This window comes from Sphingorhabdus sp. (assembly GCF_023910635.1).
Lineage (GTDB): Bacteria > Pseudomonadota > Alphaproteobacteria > Sphingomonadales > Sphingomonadaceae > Sphingorhabdus_B.
Map to the genome: position 1 here is coordinate 1 of NZ_JAAVVZ010000009.1, position 14,384 is coordinate 14,384.

Sequence of the window (14,384 nt, forward strand, 5' to 3'; positions counted from 1 at the left end):
CACGCCCAAATTCTCACGCTTTACCCTGAAATGTTCCCCGGACCGCTGGGGATATCCTTGGCTGGCCGTGCGCTGGAGGAGGGGAAGTGGTCTTGCGCGCCTATTCAGATCCGTGACTTTGCGACGGACAAACATCGGACCGTTGATGATACACCCGCGGGCGGCGGGGCGGGGATGGTATTGCGGGCGGATATTCTGTCGGCGGCAGTGGCGTTTGCGAAACGTGAAATGGCGCAGAAAATGAGGCCCCGCCCCTTTAGGGGAGGGGTTGGGGTGGGGTCTGTCAGTATAACGCGGCCTTTGCTACAAAACCCCACCCCCGGCCCCTCCCCTAAAGGGGAGGGGGGAAGCCCGGCTTTGGCCAGTGTTGGGACTCCCAAATTCTCTTACAATGCGGAAAAGTTGAGCGCTCCAATTATCGCCATGACCCCACGCGGCAAGCCAATCACGCAGGCGCGTATCCGTGAACTTGCGGCAGGCCCCGGCGTAACGGCGCTCTGTGGCCGGTTTGAGGGCTTTGACGAGCGCCTTTTTGATGCGCATCCCGAAATTGAGTTAGTCTCCATGGGCGACATCATCCTGTCGGGCGGCGAAATTGGGGCGTTGATGCTGTTAGACGCTTGCATTCGGCTGCTTCCCGGCGTAATGGGCGCGTCTTCCAGCGGTGACGAGGAATCCTTTGAACAAGGATTGCTTGAATATCCGCACTATACCCGACCCAATGATTGGGAAGGGCGTATGATCCCTGAAGTGTTGCGATCGGGGGATCATGCGAAAATAGCTGCTTGGCGGAAACAACAGGCGGAGGAAATCACTCGGTTACGCAGACCGGACCTTTGGGGGCGTTACAAAGACGCCCGGGTTCAGCCTGCCTCTGACGTGCGACAAAAGAATAAGGATTAAATGGGGCATGAACCTCATCCAAACACTCGAAGCCGAAGCGATTGCAGCTTTGTCAGAAAACAAAAAAATTCCTGCGTTCCGTGCAGGGGACACCGTCAAGGTGGGCGTGAAGGTCATCGAAGGTGAGCGCACGCGTATTCAGAATTACGAAGGCGTGTGCATCGCGCGTTCGAACAAGGGCATGGGCTCCAACTTCACCGTACGCAAAATGTCGTTCGGTGAGGGCGTTGAGCGCGTATTCCCCTTGTACAGCCCAAACATCGACAGCATCGAAGTCGTCCGTAAGGGCGTCGTGCGTCGTGCGAAGCTTTACTATCTGCGCGGCCTGACCGGTAAGAAGGCACGTATTGCCGAACGCCGTGACCCGCGTCCTATTAAGACCACCGAGGCTGCCGAATAAGGCAGGAGCCGCCGAGCGTTCTTAAACCGAACATGAAAGGCCGGGCTCCCACAAAGAGCCCGGCCTTTTTTATAGTGTGTGCCCCGGCTTTTATAGTGTGTGCCCCGGCGCAGGCCGGGGTCCAGACTTAAACGAAGGCTTTCAGCCATAGCTGGACCCCAGCCTTCGCTGGGGAACACAAAAGAAGGAATTGCTTATGGGTTATCGTATCGTAGTGGCAGGCGCGACGGGCAATGTGGGCCGCGAAGTCGTCAACATCTTGGCCGAACGCGCATTCCCTGCCGACGAGGTCGCTGTGCTTGCGTCATCGCGCAGCCAAGGTATCGAAATCGAATATGGCGATACGGACAAGATGCTCAAGATCCAGAATATCGAGAATTTCGATTGGACGGGCTGGGATATGGCGATTTTTGCCATCGGTTCGGAAGCGACCATGAAATACGCGCCGATTGCCGCTGCTGCTGGCTGCGTGGTGATCGATAACAGCTCGCTTTTCCGGATGGACCCGGATGTTCCCTTGATCGTGCCTGAGGTCAACCCTGACGCAATTGATATCTACAAGCGCAAGAACATCATCGCCAACCCGAACTGTTCAACGGCGCAATTGGTCGTCGCGTTGAAGCCGCTACACGATTACGCCAAGATTACCCGCGTTGTCGTATCGACATACCAGTCGGTGTCTGGCGCGGGCAAAGAGGGCATGGACGAATTGTTCGAACAGAGCCGCAACATATTTGTCGGCGACAGCGCCGATGCCAAGAAGTTCACCAAGCAAATCGCGTTCAACGTCATCCCGCACATCGATAGTTTTCTCGAAGATGGCTATACGAAGGAAGAGTGGAAGATGATGGTTGAGGTCAAGAAGATACTCGACCCGAAAATCAAGCTGACGGCGACCTGCGTGCGTGTTCCTGTCTTTGTTGGCCATAGCGAAGCGGTGAATATCGAATATGAGCGGGAAATGTCGGCGGAAACCGCGCAGAATATCTTGCGTGAGGCCCCAGGCATCATGCTCATCGATAAGCGCGAAGACGGTGGCTATACGACCCCGATTGAGGCCGCAGGTGACGATGCGACCTATGTAAGCCGCGTGCGTGAAGACCCCACAGTGGACAATGGCCTTGCCTTCTGGTGCGTGTCGGATAATCTTCGCAAGGGGGCTGCACTAAATGCGGTGCAGATTGCCGAATTGCTTGGGCGGCGGCATTTGAAAAAGGGTTAAATTATGGGGCTGCAAGCCGATATATTCTGGTCGTTTCGTAGCCCTTACAGCTATCTCGCCACGCGGCGGTATCGCGCGCTTTCGGAAGAATATGACCTGACGATAAATTTGCGTCCGGTCTATCCGCTCGCCATCCGCGAACCTGACTTTTTTGAACGCAGTCATCCAAATTGGTTGCGCTATACCTTTACCGATATGTTCCGCGTCGCGCAATTCCATGGCGTTCCGTTCGGCCCGCCACGGCCCGACCCGATTGTGCAGGATGTGCGGACACGCAAGATTGCGGACGAGCAGCCCTATATTTTTCGCCTGACCCGGTTGGGCCAAGCGGCGGCGCGGCGCGGCAAGAGCCTTGCCTTTTGCGATGAAGTCTCACGGCTGATTTGGGGTGGAGCAGAAAACTGGCATGAGGGCGACCATTTGTCGGGTGCTGCCTTGCGCGCGGGATTGGATTTGGCAGAGCTGGATGCCGAAGCGATCAGCGACGCAGAGTCGCTTGACGCAGAAATCGCCGCCAACCAAGCCGCACTTGAGGCGGCGGGGCATTGGGGTGTGCCAACCCTCGTTTTCGATGGCGAACCCTTTTTTGGGCAGGATCGTATCGATATGGCGCTGTGGCGCATGGAGCAAAAAGGCTTGGCTGCGCGTTAGTCCGGGGCGTGGATTGTTGAAAATTGAGTAAGGCTTATGATCACATGCGATAGTTTCCAAGCCGCCGACGGGGTCGAGATCGCGTGGCGCGAGACGGGGCAGGGGCGGCCTTTATTGCTGATACATGGTTTCATGTCCGAAGCCGGCACCAACTGGATAAAATACGGCCATGCTGCTGCGTTGGCCAAAGCGGGATACCGCGTCATCATGCCTGACCTGCGCGCTCACGGCATAAGTGGCAAACCCCATGATCCCAAATATTATCCACGCGACATTTTGGCAGATGACCAATTTGCGCTGCTTGGGCATTTGGATATCACCGATTATGATCTTGGCGGCTATTCGCTTGGCGGACGAACAGTATCGCGGATGCTCGCGCGTGGCGCAGCGCCCAGTAGGGCCGTTATCTCAGGCATGGGGTTGGAAGGCCTGACTCAGACCGGAAACCGTGGGACGTATTTTCGGCATGTCTTTGACAATTTGGGGCAGCATGAAAAGGGTTCGTCCGCATGGATGGCCGAGGCTTTCCTGAAAACCACCGGCGGTGATCCGGCAGCATTACGGCATATATTGGATAGCTTTGTCGACACCAATGCGGCAGAAATTGCCAGTTGGACCCTTCCCGTTGCTGTTGTGTGCGGTGAACAAGATGACGATAATGGCTCTGCGGCGGACCTCGCGGCGCTTTTGCAACATGGGAAGCTGTTTACGGTGCCTGGCAATCATATGAGCGCGGTTACCAAGCCAGAACTTGGGATGGCCTTTGTTGCGGCGCTGACGGGTGACCGCTGGTGACGCGCCCAGTTTTCGACATTCAGCCGGTATTGACGGGCGAACGCGTCATGCTGCGGCCGTTATTGACGACGGATTATGACGCGCTCTATGCCGTAGCGTCTGACCCGGAAATTTGGGCGATGCATCCGTTTCGTGATCGGTACAAAAGGGAAGTCTTTGACGGCTTCTTTGCCGATGCCATGGCATCGCAGGGCGCCTTTGCCATTTTGGATCGCGCGACAAACGAAATCATCGGCGGCACGCGCTTTTCCGGTTACGATCCGACAACCGAAGAAATAGAAATCGGCTGGACATTTTTAGCGACCGCATATTGGCGGACGGGCATCAATCGCGAAGTGAAGGCGCTGATGCTAAGGCATATATTCCAATTTGTGCGCATTGTTGTGTTTCAGGTCGGCGCAGACAATGTCCGATCGCGCACTGCGGTGGAGCGATTGGGCGCTACTTTAGTGCGAGAACATAAGCGCCATCATGGCGGGCAGGTGCATGACTACACAAGCTATCATCTGACGCGCGAGGACGCCCTGTCAGGGGCGTTGGCGACATCTTTGGAGTCTAGGTAGCCATGCGCAAGGAAACTGCTCTGGAAAGGCGTTTCTGGACGTTCTGGCTGTCCGGCATATTGTTGCTCGCGGCGTTGGTCGTGATGAATGTCTGGCTGGTCACAGAAGTTGCGCCATTGGGCATCAGCGACCATCAGGCCGCCGGAAATGCGGCGCGCGTTGACATCATCCACGCGGGCTGGGCAGCATCGGGTGTGATGGACCTCGCCATCTACAGCATGGAATTGGACCTCATCTTTATCGCGGTTTATGCTTGGGGCGCTTTTGCGGGCGGACGGATGCTTGCCGCGTCGCCGCACCTTATGGAAGCACGGCTTGGTAAGGTCATCATGGTCGCGGTCGTCGGTTTTGCCATTGCCGATTATGCTGAGACCATTAGCCAGCTTATTCAGGCGGCAGTTACCGGAGGGCATGATATGCTCTCCGGCGTCGCAGCCACCGCGCGGCCCGTAAAAACGATATTGTTTTTGGTGACATTCTTCGGCGTGCTGGTCGGCTTGGCGATTCGAAGCTGGAAAAGCCGCGCGCCTTGACGCGGAAGACCGGAAGTTTCACCATCGCGCCCTAATATCTGTCAGGAACCCCATATGAAAAATCTTGTATCCATTGCCGCTTTGGCATTCGCCACGCTTTGTGTCCCGGGCATCGCCATGGCGCAGGATGTTCCGGCAACCGCAGCTGCACCCACGGCATCTGATGCCGATGCGTTTGTTGCCCGCGCCGAAAAGGACCTTTTTAACTTCTCCGTCGAAGGGGGCCGTGTCGCGTGGATTAATTCCACGTACCTTACCGATGACACCGACGCTATCGCCGCGCGTTACGGCGAGATTGGAACAGAAAAGGCGGTTGCGTACGCACTTGAGGCGGCCAAATATCAGGCGCTTGCCGGCCTGTCTTTTGATACAAAGCGCAAGCTTGATATCTTGCGCGGCGGCATAGTCTTGCCCGCGCCGACCACGCCGGGTGCAGCGGCGGAACTTGCGACCATATCAACTCAATTGCAGTCCGCTTATGGCAAGGGCCGGGGCACATTGCGCGGTAAGGAAATCAACGGTTCGGATATTGAGGCCGAAATGGGATCGAACCGCAATCCTGAAGATCTGAAGGAGATGTGGGTAAGCTGGCACAACAATGTCGGCGCGCCAATGGGGCCGGATTACACGCGCATGGTGGAAATCGCCAATCAAGGCGCAACCGAGCTTGGCTATGCGGACGTCGGCGCGATGTGGCGGTCTGGCTATGACATGCCAGCCGATGATTTTGCTAAGTTGACCGACAAATTATGGCTTGAGGTAAAGCCATTATATGACGAGTTGCACACTTATGTCCGCACGCAGCTGAACAAAAAATATGGTGATGCCGTCCAGTCCAAAACCGGACCAATCCGCGCAGATTTGCTTGGTAATATGTGGGCGCAGGAATGGGGCAATATTTATGACGTTGTCGCGCCTCCTGGAGCGGGCGACATCGGTTATGACATTGGCGAGTTGTTGGTGGCCAAGGGGTATAAGCAGACCGACATGGCGGATTTCAGTGAAATTCGTGGCAAGGCCGAAAAAGATATGGTGAAGATTGGCGAAGGCTTTTTCTCATCGCTTGGCTTTGCGCCATTGCCAAAAAGCTTTTGGGATCGCGCGCAGTTCATCAAACCTGCCGATCGCGAAGTCGTCTGCCACGCCTCGGCTTGGAATGTGGACAATGTCGATGATCTGCGCATTAAAATGTGCATCAAGGTCAACACCGACGACTTTGTGACTATCCACCATGAACTTGGGCACAATTATTATCAGCGCGCTTATAACAAGCAGCCTTATCTATATTTGAATGGTGCCAATGATGGTTTCCACGAGGCGATTGGCGACGCCATCGCTTTGTCGATTACGCCAAATTATCTTGTCCAGATCGGCTTGCTGGATCCGGCCAAGGTCCCCGGCGCGGACAAGGACAATGGCCTGTTGCTGCGTCAAGCGATGGACAAGGTCGCGTTCCTGCCATTTGGCTTGCTGATCGACAAATGGCGTTGGGGCGTATTCAACGGATCAATCACGCCTACTAACTACAACAAAGGCTGGACCGATTTGCGCCTGCAATATCAGGGCATTATTCCGCCCGTGGAACGCCCGGCCGACCGTTTTGATGCCGGGGCCAAATATCATATCCCCGGTAATACGCCTTATACACGCTATTTCCTTGCCCGCATATTGCAGTTCCAGTTTTACAAGGCCGCTTGCGATATTTCAGGATGGAAAGGACCGCTGCACCGTTGTTCATTTTACGGCAACAAGGAGGTTGGAGCACGGCTGAACGCAATGCTCGAAATGGGGGCGTCGAAGCCTTGGCCAGATGCGCTTCAGGCATTTACCGGCACGCGCGAAATGTCAGGCAAGCCAATGCTTGAATATTTTGCGCCGTTGATGACTTGGCTCAAGACGCAAAATAAGGGCGTGAAAAAGGGCTGGTAGGCAAAAATAGCCCCGCCGCAAATGGCGGGGCCGTTTACTTTGCGGAATTTAGGGTCAGGACCTATTAAATCCACCTTCGCGGCGTCAAAATGGCAAAGATATCGAAGCAAAATGGCCGCCGCAGGCAGTCATTCTGCCTGCAAGGGCATTTTGCTTTGAGATCGAAGCCATTTTGGCGTCCTTCGGATTTGACCCATACTGTCCATTGCTACGTTGGCAAAGCTAGACTTAGAACCACTAAGTCCTGCGCTTGCCGCCTGGCACTGAACAAAATGGCCTCAAACCGCGAAGGTGGATTTAATAGGTCCTGACCCTAGGCTGTTGGTTTTGCTGCGGACTTCGCCGGTGCGGCCTTCTTCACCGCTGGCTTTGCCCGCGGTGCAGGTTTTGCAGCGGCAGCAGGCTTTGCAGCAGGCTTGGCCTCTGGCTTCTTCGCAGCAGGCTTTTTCACAGCGGGCTTTGTCGCCGCCGGCTTTGCGCTGCTCGCGGTTTTGCGGTCATATACTTTCTTACCGGCGACGGCGGCTGCTGCTGTTGCGATAACTGCGCCAGCCACAGCGGCGGACTTGCCGGGATTTTCCTTGATGACTGTGCCTGCGGTGGCGGCGGCACTGGAGGCGGAATCTACGGCTGACTTTGCGGTGGTAGTCGCAGTCTCGGCCGCAGACCGCGCCTTACCCGAAAGGGTATCGGTCAGATCGCGCACTGTGGTCAAAAGCTTGCTGAACACATCATTTCTTTCGGACTTTCTTGGCATAATCCGTTCCTCCTTGGGTTGTCATGCAAACTTGTTAATCGTTTGGAATGGAGTTGGTTCCCGCGTGCTTATCGAAATGGTGGTTCGTTGAATGCGCGTAACTTGCGGCTGTGTAAGCTATTCCCGGCCTCGCGAAGCAACTCACATGTTTGAATGCCGATCTGTAAATGTGCGGCAATCGCCTCTTCGTAAAAACGGTTTGCTTGACCGGGTAATTTAATCTCGCCGTGCAGCGGTTTGTCCGAAACACATAATAATGTGCCATATGGTACGCGGAAACGATAGCCCTGCGCCGCAATCGTTGCCGACTCCATGTCGATGGCAATCGCGCGGCTTTGCGAGAAACGAAGCGCGGAGGCGGAATAGCGCAATTCCCAATTTCGGTCGTCGGTGGTCACAACGGTGCCTGTCCGCATCCGTCGTTTCAGATCTGCACCGCTGGCTCCGGATACGTCCTCCGCTGCGCTTGCCAAGGCTTGTTGTACTTCGGCAATGGGCGGAATGGGAATTTCAGGCGGCAGAACTTCGTCTAAGATATGGTCATCGCGCAAATAGGCATGGGCGAGGACGTAATCGCCAATCCGCTGAGTCTCACGTAGGCCGCCGCAATGGCCAATCATCAACCACGCTTCGGGCCGTAGCACCGCCAAATGGTCGCAAATCGTTTTGGCATTGGACGGACCGACGCCAATATTCACCAAGGTGATACCCGAACGGTCCGGCGCGATCAGATGATAGGCCGGCATCTGGTGCCGACGCCATGTGCTGTCTGCGACAAGCTGCGCTGCATTGTCTGTTGGTTGATCCACATATAGACCACCAGCGCCTGACAATGCGGTATAGCGGCCCTTGCCGACCTGCTTGCAGGCCCAACTGACGAATTCATCGACATAACGGTGGTAATTGGTGAACAGGATATAATGCTGCACATGCTCCGCAGGCGCGCCCGTATAGTGGCGCAACCGGGCCAATGAAAAATCGGTGCGGAGACCATCAAACAAAGCGAGTGGTGAACTACTGTTGCCCTTTACGCGCAAAAGGCCATCGGCGATTTCATCGCCAATATCTGCCAACTCCGTCGTGGGGAAATGGCGCGCAAGCTCGTTCGGGCTAACGGTCCCAAGCTCAAGATCGACCGAACCATCCAGAACATAAGGAAAGGGGATTTCTTGGCGACTGCGGCCAACTGAAATCTCGAGTTCATATTGCTCATTTAAAAGGTCGAGCTGCGCGCCAATATAATCTGCAAAAAGATCGGGCTTGGTGAAGGTAGTCCGAAACGTGCCGATCTTCTCCAGCTTGCCAAATGCGAGGTTAGATTTGGTCTCGCGCGTCTTGCCGGCATAAGTGATGATGAGTTCGGGATAACAGAAGTCATTGCTTGCGCGCTGATCTGCACTTGGGGGAACCCTATCCTTCAAATAAGCCGCAAGCGCGGATTGAAGTCTTCTAACCGAAGATTCATATTCGGTAACGAGTTGATTAATGATGTTTTGAGCGTGTGTACTAGGCATAATCATGCTTCACCGAATTTTATGAATTTGGCAACAAAAAAGGGAGGGTAATCCCTCCCTTTCCCATACAGTTTCGGCAGATCTACCTAAAAGTTACAGCTGCCCGAGCATATATTCAGCTGAACTTACGTTGAAATCGCCAGGCGCTTCGACATTAACTTGCTCAACGATGCCATCGTTGACGACGAGGGAGAAACGCTGTCCGCGCTTGCCCATGCCAAATGCGCTGCCGTCCATTTCTAGGCCGAGCGCAGCAGCGAAATCGCCATTTCCGTCGGCGAGCATGGTGATTGCGTCCGATCCGCCCGAATTGTTCCAAGCACCCAAAACAAAGGCATCGTTGACAGCGGTACAAGCAATTTCGTCAATGCCCTTGGCGGCAAGTTCGTCTGCCTTTTCGACGAAGCCGGGAAGGTGGCGTGCCGAGCATGTTGGTGTGAAGGCACCCGGCACGGAGAATAATGCAACCCGGCGTCCAGCGAAATATTCGGCAGACTGAACGGGTTGAGGGCCTTCGGCAGTTGCCTTGACCAGTTTGACGTCAGGGATTTTGTCGCCAACAGAGATGCTCATGAGAAATTTCCTTTAGCAAGAGAGAGAGTTGCCGCTTCATCCGGGACGCGCCTTACCAAGTCAAGTGGGCTATGTTTAACGGCGCTTTTTTTAGTGGTCCTGACCCTAAGATTGATGACATGGGAAAGCTTGCGTTTCTTACAAAGCACCCCATCGGAAAGGCATATAAAGCAATCTTTATATTTGATTTCTGTTAAATCCGTAGCTATGGCCCGGGTTATCTGAAACCTCCCGGAGAATAAGCCTGTGGCTTTTAACGATTATGTCATTGCCGATATAGGCGAGGCCGATTTTGGCCGTAAAGAAATAAACATTGCCGAAACCGAAATGCCCGGCCTTATGGCGTTGCGCGAAGAATTTGGTTCGTCGCAACCTTTGAAGGGTGCGCGCATTGTGGGTTCGTTGCATATGACGATTCAAACCGCAGTTCTTATCGAAACGCTGACGGCGCTTGGCGCGGATGTGCGTTGGGCGACTTGCAACATTTTCTCGACACAAGATCATGCCGCAGCCGCCATTGCTGCGCAGGACATTCCCGTGTTTGCTGTCAAGGGCGAAAGTCTTGCAGATTACTGGGATTATGTCGGACGCATCTTCGATTGGGGTGACGACACCACTGCGAACATCATCCTCGACGACGGTGGCGACGCCACGATGTTTGCGTTGTGGGGCGCAAGGCTTGAGCGCGGCGAAAGCTTTGGTGAGCCGGAGAATGAAGAAGAAGTCGAGTTCCAGCGCGCGTTGAAGGCATTTGTTGCCAAGAAGCCCGGCTACCTCACGCAAACGGTCAAGAATTTGAAGGGCGTTTCGGAAGAAACCACCACGGGCGTTCACCGCTTGTACGAAATCGCGAAGAAGGGCGAACTGCCGTTTCCCGCAATCAACGTGAATGACAGCGTTACCAAGTCGAAGTTCGACAATCTTTACGGTTGCAAGGAATCGCTGGTGGACGCCATTCGTCGCGCCACCGACGTCATGCTCGCCGGTAAAGTCGCATGCGTCGCTGGCTTTGGTGACGTTGGCAAGGGCTCGGCTCAATCGCTCCGCAACGGCGGCGCGCGCGTGATGGTCACGGAGGTCGATCCAATCTGCGCATTGCAGGCCGCAATGGAAGGTTTCGAAGTTGTGACCATGGAAGAGGCCGTGCAACGCGCGGATATCTTCTGCACAGCAACGGGCAATGCCGACGTTATAACTGCTGAGCATATGATGAACATGAAGCCCATGAGCATCGTGTGCAACATCGGTCACTTTGACAGTGAAATTCAAATCGCAGCTTTATCAAACTATAGCTGGACCGAAGTGAAGCCAGGAACCGATCTCGTTCAGTTCCCAGACGGAAAGCAGATCATCGTCCTTGCGAAGGGCCGCTTGGTAAACCTTGGTTGTGCAACCGGACATCCAAGTTTTGTGATGTCGGCAAGCTTTACCAACCAAGTGCTCGCGCAAATTGAGCTTTGGACCAACGGCGATAATTATAAAAACCAAGTCTATGTTCTGCCAAAGCATCTCGACGAGAAGGTCGCGACGCTTCATCTCGAAAAGCTTGGCGTGAAGTTGACCAAGCTGACCGACAAGCAAGCTGGATATATCGGCGTTTCGACCGAGGGGCCATTCAAGCCAGACCATTATCGCTATTAATCACATTTCAGTTTGTGACGAAAAGAAAGCCTGCTGCGGAAACGTAGCAGGCTTTTTTCGTTGCGTGCGCTGCGCATTTGGGCATTAGCATATCTGTGGAAACATAAAGGGCACATGACGATGACAGGCACTGGCCTGCCCATTGCACTTATAGGAATTTTGATGGCGCTTTGGCTTGTAGGAGCCGCTGTCGCTATTTGGATGGGGCTGTCGATGCGCAACCAAGCGGCAAAAGTGCTGCGCCGGTCCATGCGTCTTGGTCGCCTTTTGGAAACGGCTCCAGCTTTCCCTGTGGTGGTAAAAGGTGATGGCAGGATAGAGGCGGCCGAACGGTTCGTGCGAATGCTTGGCTTGGACGAACCTGCCGGTTCACTTGCGGAACTTGGCGGACGTGACAATGCCGGCCTGGCGCAAAAGGACTTGGCCGAACTGGAAGCCAAGGTGCGCGAAACGCAGCGCACGGGGAAGGGCTTCACACTGCACTTGGCAATTATAGGGTCCAACCGGAGGCTGACGGTCGTTGGCAATATTGCAGACAATGTCATCTACCCCAATGGCGCAGCTTCATTATGGTTTTTTGATTCCACCGAAAATTTGCGCGAATTGGAACGGCGGACGCGCGAATCTGACGAAGCGCGTTCGGCATTTTCGGCATTGGCTGGCCTGATTGAAGCTGCCCCCATTCCCATGTGGCACCGACGACCAGACATGAACCTGCATTTTGTGAACCATGCTTATGTCGAAGCCGTGGGTGCGATTGATGGGCTGCAGGTGGTCGACGATGGGGTTGAATTACTTGAACCCGAAAATGGCCGAAGCGCCGCCGATTATGCTGCTGAAGCCGCTGCTGAGAATACTCAAAAAGAGCGTGTAGTTTCAGCGACGTTGAACGGGGAACGCCGTCAATTGCGCGTGTTCGATATCCCATTGGGCGCATCGGGCGTCGCCGGACTTGCGATTGATGTTCAGGATCTAGTCGACACAAAATCAGAAGTGCGTGAATTGTCGGAGGCGCAACGCGACCTTTTGAACCTGATGTCCGCAGGCGTTGCGCAATTCGATGGCCGCCATGGGCTTACTTTTGCAAATCTGCCATTTCAAAGTCTGTTCTCTTTTCGTGACCAATGGCTTTCGGAAAAGCCCGAATTTGCGCGCGTGTTGGACCGCATGCGCGAAAATGGCAAACTACCTGAAGTCCGTGATTTCCCGGCGTGGCGTAAAGAGCGTGAGGAGTGGTTTCGCGCGTCCGATCCAACCGAAGAAAACTGGCTCCTTCCCGACGGCACACATTTGCGCGTTTTGGCGCAGCCAATCCCTTATGGCGGGCTGCTTATGATTTTCGAAGACCGCACCGAACAGGCGCAACTGGCGAGCGCGCGCGATATCTTGCTGCGCGTGCGGACAGCGACCTTTGATAATCTGTTTGAAGCGATTGCAGTTTTTTCGGCAGATGGTCGGTTAAGTATCTGGAACCGGCTCTTTGCGGAGACGTGGAAACTGTCCGATGATCAACTGATCAAACATCCCCGTTTAGATGAACTTTTGCCTTTGTTGGCGGGGCATCTAAAAAAGCCCACACAGATAACAGTCCTTGGCGAACTGATCAGGATGACTTCGTCCAATCGTGCGCAGCGCCAAAGTGAGGCCGTCTTCGCCGATGGCCGGATGTTCCAAGTCGCGACTATACCGCTGCCCGACGGCAACACGCTGTTCACCATGCTCGACATGTCCGACACGTTAAAAATAGAGCAAGCCTTGCGCGACCGGAATAGCGCTTTGCAGGATGCAGATGCGATCAAGGGCAAGTTTTTGGCCAATATGAGCTATGAATTCCGCACGCCGTTGACGTCGATCAGCGGTTTTGCGGACATGCTAAAGGCGGGGATTGCAGGTGATTTGTCCCCGCAAGCGATGGAATATGTCGACGCGATCGTCCAATCGGCTGACCGGCTTTCAGAACAAATTAACACCGTGCTCGACTATAGTCAGATTGAGGCAGGTGCCTTACCGCTCGCGTTTGAAGACGTTGATGTTTCAGCTCTGGTGGAACACATTGCTGCGGCCAAGACGCAGATGGCAGAGGCAAGTGGCGTGATGTTAAAGGTGGAGTGCGGGGAGGCCAAGGGAGGCATGTCGCTCGATCCAAAACGCATTGCACAGGCGGTCGGTTTGGTGCTGGACAATGCCATTCGTTACCACCGTCAGGCCGGCGAAGTGTTGTTCTTGGCGCGTTGGCAAAACGACGTACTTGAACTTGTCGTATCCGATAACGGCCCGGGCATTGACGGTAAAGATGTTCAGCGTCTCTCGCCTGACAGCATGCCCACAGGTAGCTTCAGCGCTGCCGGCGCCATGACGCGCGGGCTTGGCTTGCCCTTGGCACGGCAGATAATTGAATCGCATGGTGGCACTTTCCATTTGCACTCTGCACAAGGAGAAGGAACCACAATCATCATGGCGCTACCAAAGACATGATCATTGCAACCGACGAGGATATGCGCGCCTTTGGCCATTCGCTCGCTAAAAATTTAAAGCTTTCAGACTGGGTCGCGATCAACGGCCCGCTTGGTGCTGGCAAAACCGTGTTGTGTGCAGGGATATTGGCGGGCCTTGGTTACGAAGGCGAAGTCGCCAGCCCGTCTTACGCCATCGTTCACAGCTATGAACCGCCAGATGTTTTGGTTGCCGTTGCCCATGTCGATTTGTATCGCCTCGATGATGCTGACGAACTGGACGAACTGGGGCTTGCGGACGAACGCAGCGAACGCATCACGCTCCTTGAGTGGGCCGAACGCTTTGGTTCAGCCTATGTGGTGCCAAGCCACTATATAGACATAGCACCGCAAGCGGACGGAAGCCGAATAGTGACTTTGAAAATGGATCATGATGACACAAGTAATTAA

The 14,384-nt window shown here is 54.6% G+C and carries 14 protein-coding genes; 11 read left to right on the forward strand and 3 right to left on the reverse strand.

Annotated features, from left to right (window positions below; all coding sequences use genetic code 11):
* The 8 genes from trmD to HEQ34_RS07165 all read left to right on the forward strand — a co-directional run.
* A partial coding sequence (gene trmD, locus HEQ34_RS07130; protein ID WP_366934846.1) for a tRNA (guanosine(37)-N1)-methyltransferase TrmD occupies window positions 1–903 on the forward strand: 903 nt, incomplete at its 5' end.
* 7 nt (window positions 904–910) lie between these two features.
* The gene (gene rplS / locus HEQ34_RS07135) at window positions 911–1,303 is read left to right on the forward strand and encodes a 50S ribosomal protein L19 (RefSeq protein WP_125230085.1); all 393 of its coding nucleotides are present in this window, start codon (window positions 911–913) and stop codon (window positions 1,301–1,303) included.
* Window positions 1,304–1,499: 196 nt separating this feature from the next.
* Entirely contained in the window at window positions 1,500–2,525 is a 1,026-nt protein-coding gene (locus HEQ34_RS07140; RefSeq protein ID WP_296199172.1) for an aspartate-semialdehyde dehydrogenase, read from the forward strand.
* A 3-nt stretch (window positions 2,526–2,528) separates the two neighbouring features.
* Entirely contained in the window at window positions 2,529–3,176 is a 648-nt protein-coding gene (locus HEQ34_RS07145; RefSeq protein ID WP_296199174.1) for a 2-hydroxychromene-2-carboxylate isomerase, read from the forward strand.
* Window positions 3,177–3,212: 36 nt separating this feature from the next.
* On the forward strand, window positions 3,213–3,971 hold the full coding sequence (locus HEQ34_RS07150; RefSeq protein WP_296199176.1) for an alpha/beta fold hydrolase: 759 nt from the start codon (window positions 3,213–3,215) through the stop codon (window positions 3,969–3,971).
* Window positions 3,968–4,534 (forward strand): GNAT family N-acetyltransferase, encoded by a 567-nt coding sequence (locus tag HEQ34_RS07155; protein ID WP_296199178.1) that lies wholly within the window; start codon window positions 3,968–3,970, stop codon window positions 4,532–4,534. The genes HEQ34_RS07150 and HEQ34_RS07155 overlap by 4 nt, the downstream gene beginning before the upstream one ends.
* 2 nt (window positions 4,535–4,536) lie before the next feature.
* Window positions 4,537–5,067 carry a hypothetical protein gene (locus tag HEQ34_RS07160; protein ID WP_296199181.1) on the forward strand — a complete coding sequence of 177 codons (531 nt, stop codon included), beginning with the start codon at window positions 4,537–4,539 and terminating at the stop codon, window positions 5,065–5,067.
* Window positions 5,068–5,121: 54 nt separating this feature from the next.
* The gene (locus HEQ34_RS07165) at window positions 5,122–6,996 is read left to right on the forward strand and encodes a M2 family metallopeptidase (RefSeq protein WP_296199184.1); all 1,875 of its coding nucleotides are present in this window, start codon (window positions 5,122–5,124) and stop codon (window positions 6,994–6,996) included.
* 313 nt (window positions 6,997–7,309) lie between these two features.
* Here HEQ34_RS07165 and HEQ34_RS07170 read toward each other — a convergent pair whose 3' ends face one another.
* The 3 genes from HEQ34_RS07170 to HEQ34_RS07180 all read right to left on the reverse strand — a co-directional run bounded on the left by HEQ34_RS07170 (window position 7,310) and on the right by HEQ34_RS07180 (window position 9,840).
* Window positions 7,310–7,753: a hypothetical protein gene (locus tag HEQ34_RS07170; protein WP_296199186.1), complete on the reverse strand. Its 444-nt coding sequence runs from the start codon at window positions 7,751–7,753 to the stop codon at window positions 7,310–7,312.
* Between the two features lie 68 nt (window positions 7,754–7,821).
* Complete coding sequence (locus HEQ34_RS07175; RefSeq protein ID WP_296199188.1) at window positions 7,822–9,267, reverse strand: AMP nucleosidase; 1,446 nt, start codon at window positions 9,265–9,267, stop codon at window positions 7,822–7,824.
* A 93-nt stretch (window positions 9,268–9,360) separates the two neighbouring features.
* Entirely contained in the window at window positions 9,361–9,840 is a 480-nt protein-coding gene (locus HEQ34_RS07180) for a peroxiredoxin (RefSeq protein WP_296199190.1), read from the reverse strand.
* Window positions 9,841–10,086: 246 nt separating this feature from the next.
* Here HEQ34_RS07180 and ahcY point away from each other — a divergent pair, with 246 nt between their 5' ends.
* From ahcY to tsaE, 3 genes are all read left to right on the forward strand, one after another.
* Window positions 10,087–11,481: an adenosylhomocysteinase gene (gene ahcY / locus HEQ34_RS07185; RefSeq protein ID WP_296199192.1), complete on the forward strand. Its 1,395-nt coding sequence runs from the start codon at window positions 10,087–10,089 to the stop codon at window positions 11,479–11,481.
* A gap of 162 nt (window positions 11,482–11,643) precedes the next feature.
* On the forward strand, window positions 11,644–13,956 hold the full coding sequence (locus tag HEQ34_RS07190; RefSeq protein ID WP_296199194.1) for a PAS domain-containing sensor histidine kinase: 2,313 nt from the start codon (window positions 11,644–11,646) through the stop codon (window positions 13,954–13,956).
* On the forward strand, window positions 13,953–14,384 hold the full coding sequence (gene tsaE / locus HEQ34_RS07195; RefSeq protein ID WP_296199197.1) for a tRNA (adenosine(37)-N6)-threonylcarbamoyltransferase complex ATPase subunit type 1 TsaE: 432 nt from the start codon (window positions 13,953–13,955) through the stop codon (window positions 14,382–14,384). Before HEQ34_RS07190 ends, tsaE begins: the two co-directional genes overlap by 4 nt.

Excerpts from the sequence above, each read along its gene's own strand:
- HEQ34_RS07175 (WP_296199188.1), bottom strand. The coding sequence starts at position 9,267 with ATGCCTAGTACACACGCTCAAAACATCATTAATCAACTCGTTACCGAA.
- HEQ34_RS07165 (WP_296199184.1), top strand. The coding sequence starts at position 5,122 with ATGAAAAATCTTGTATCCATTGCCGCTTTGGCATTCGCCACGCTTTGT.
- HEQ34_RS07150 (WP_296199176.1), top strand. The coding sequence starts at position 3,213 with ATGATCACATGCGATAGTTTCCAAGCCGCCGACGGGGTCGAGATCGCG.
- HEQ34_RS07160 (WP_296199181.1), top strand. The coding sequence starts at position 4,537 with ATGCGCAAGGAAACTGCTCTGGAAAGGCGTTTCTGGACGTTCTGGCTG.
- HEQ34_RS07180 (WP_296199190.1), bottom strand. The coding sequence starts at position 9,840 with ATGAGCATCTCTGTTGGCGACAAAATCCCTGACGTCAAACTGGTCAAG.
- rplS (WP_125230085.1), top strand. The coding sequence starts at position 911 with ATGAACCTCATCCAAACACTCGAAGCCGAAGCGATTGCAGCTTTGTCA.
- HEQ34_RS07190 (WP_296199194.1), top strand. The coding sequence starts at position 11,644 with ATGGCGCTTTGGCTTGTAGGAGCCGCTGTCGCTATTTGGATGGGGCTG.
- HEQ34_RS07140 (WP_296199172.1), top strand. The coding sequence starts at position 1,500 with ATGGGTTATCGTATCGTAGTGGCAGGCGCGACGGGCAATGTGGGCCGC.
- tsaE (WP_296199197.1), top strand. The coding sequence starts at position 13,953 with ATGATCATTGCAACCGACGAGGATATGCGCGCCTTTGGCCATTCGCTC.
- HEQ34_RS07170 (WP_296199186.1), bottom strand. The coding sequence starts at position 7,753 with ATGCCAAGAAAGTCCGAAAGAAATGATGTGTTCAGCAAGCTTTTGACC.
- HEQ34_RS07145 (WP_296199174.1), top strand. The coding sequence starts at position 2,529 with ATGGGGCTGCAAGCCGATATATTCTGGTCGTTTCGTAGCCCTTACAGC.